2 protein-coding genes are annotated in these 2,384 nt (G+C 62.2%); both read left to right on the top strand.

What is annotated here, in order from left to right:
• Positions 1–739 (top strand): efflux RND transporter periplasmic adaptor subunit (locus AC1DWI_RS20015; RefSeq protein WP_477725557.1); only part of this gene is annotated, 739 nt, incomplete at its 5' end.
• A gap of 7 nt (positions 740–746) precedes the next feature.
• A partial coding sequence (locus AC1DWI_RS20020) for an efflux RND transporter permease subunit (RefSeq protein WP_477725558.1) occupies positions 747–2,384 on the top strand: 1,638 nt, incomplete at its 3' end.

The raw sequence follows: 2,384 nt of genomic DNA on the forward strand, positions 1-2,384 counted from the left end.
AGCCCAGTCCCAACTGGCCGTGCAGGGCAACCAGGCCAACTACGCGGCGCTGGTCGCGGACGTGTCGGGGGTTGTCACCGCCATCGAGGCCGAGCCGGGCCAGGTCGTGACGGCTGGCGCGCCGGTGGTGCGGATTGCAGCGGATGGTGTGCGTGATGTGGTGTTCTCTGTGCCCGAAGACAAGGTGGCGGCCATCAAGGTCGGCTCGCCGGTCAGTATCCGCGTGTGGTCCCAGACCGCCGAGCTGACTGGAAAAGTGCGCGAAGTGGCGGCCAGCAATGACCCCGTCACGCGGACCTACACCGTCAAGGTTTCCGTTGACGCGAAAGAACCGCCGCCGCTAGGTGCCACGGTGTATGTGGTGCCGCAGGCCGGCAGCGTGGTGGGTGCGCCGGTCATCAAGCTGCCGACAACAGCGCTGCGTCAGGAAGGCAAGGCCACGGCGGTATGGGTGGTTGACAAGGCCACCATGACCGTCAAACCGCAACTCATTCAGGTTGCCACGGCCGACGGCAACGACGTGGTGGTGGCTTCCGGGTTGCAGCCCGGGATGCTGRTGGTCAGCGCCGGCGTGCATGTGCTCTCGCCGGGCYAGAAAGTCAGTATTTACCAGCCAAGTGTGGCTGTAGCCGGCGCCAGTCCTGCGCAAACAGCTATCAATTCAGTAGCAACGCCCGCGACATCCGCGGCGCCTGTGACAGCACCGGTTGCCGTCTCCGCGGCTTCTGCCGCGAAGTGAGGACGGCATGACGCAACCCCATCCAGACAGCAGCAGCGCTGCCGGCGAACTGGCTTCGCCCTCGACCCGTTTCAACCTTTCCAAATGGGCGCTGGACCACCCGGCGCTCACCCGTTATCTCCTGCTGGTGCTGATGATTCTGGGCTTTGTCGCCTACTTCCAGCTTGGGCAGGACGAAGACCCACCGTTTACCTTCCGCGCCATGGTCGTGCGCACCTACTGGCCGGGCGCGACAGCGCAGCAGGTGGCCGAGCAGGTGACCGACAAGCTGGAGCGCACGCTGCAGGAAGCGCCTTATGCCGACAGGATTCGCAGCTACTCCAAACCCGGTGAATCGCAGATCATTTTCCAGATCAAGGACTCGTCCAAACCCGGCGACGTTGCCAACGTCTGGTATTCGGTGCGCAAGAAAATCGGCGACATGCGCGGCACGTTGCCGGGCGGCATCCAGGGCCCGTTCTTCAACGACGAATTCGGCGATGTGTATGGCGTGATCTACGCGCTGGAAGCCGACGGCTTCAATTACGCTGAACTCAAGACTTTTGCCGACGATGTGCGCCAGCAACTGCTGCGTGTGCCCGACGTGAGCAAGGTGGAGCTGTTTGGTGTCCAGGACGAAAAAGTCTACATAGAGATTTCGCAAAAGCGCCTGGCGCAACTGGGGCTGGACCTGAACCAGGTGCTGGCGCAACTGGGCCAGCAAAACGCGGTGGAATCTGCCGGTGCGGTGCAGACGCCGCTGGATGTGGTGCAGGTGCGCGTGGCGGGTCAGTTCGAGGCGATTGAACAATTGCGCATCATGCCGATTCGCGGCAGCTCCGGCAACCAGCTGCAACTGGGCGACATCGCCGAAATCAAGCGCGGTTATGTGGATCCGCCTTCCGTCAAGGTGCATCACCAGGGCAAGGAAGTGATTGCGCTGGGCGTGTCCATGGGCAAGGGCGGCGATATCATCGCGCTGGGCAAGTCGCTCACGGCGCTGTCGGGCCGAATCGAAAAAACCTTGCCAAGGGGCATCGAGCTGGTGAACGTGCAGAACCAGCCCAAGGCGGTGGCCACCTCGGTCAACGAGTTCGTGCGCGTGCTGATCGAGGCCGTGGTGATCGTGCTGGCGGTGAGTTTCATCGCCCTGGGCTTTCACAAGCGGCCGCACAACGGCCCCGGCCAGCTCCCGTTGTGGAAGCGTTATTACATCGACATGCGGCCTGGCCTGGTGGTGGGCATCACAATCCCGCTGGTACTGAGCCTGACCTTTCTGGCCATGTGGTACTACGGCATCGGGCTGCACAAGATTTCGCTGGGCTCGCTCATCATTGCGCTGGGCCTGCTGGTRGACGACGCCATCATCGCTGTCGAGATGATGGTGCGCAAAATGGAAGAGGGCTACGACAAGGTGCGCGCCGCAACCTTTGCCTATGAGATTACGGCCATGCCCATGTTGACGGGCACGCTGATCACGGCCACGGGATTTTTGCCCATCGGCCTGGCCAAGTCCACCACCGGTGAATACACCTTTGCGATTTTTGCGGTGACGGTGATCGCGCTGGTGCTCAGCTGGATCGTCTCCGTTTATTTCGTTCCTTATTTGGGAACGCTGCTTCTGAAGGTGCCGCCGCATGTACAGGAAGTGGCCGCAGGCCAGGAC

It is taken from the genome of Polaromonas sp. P3_C2, assembly GCF_056402675.1.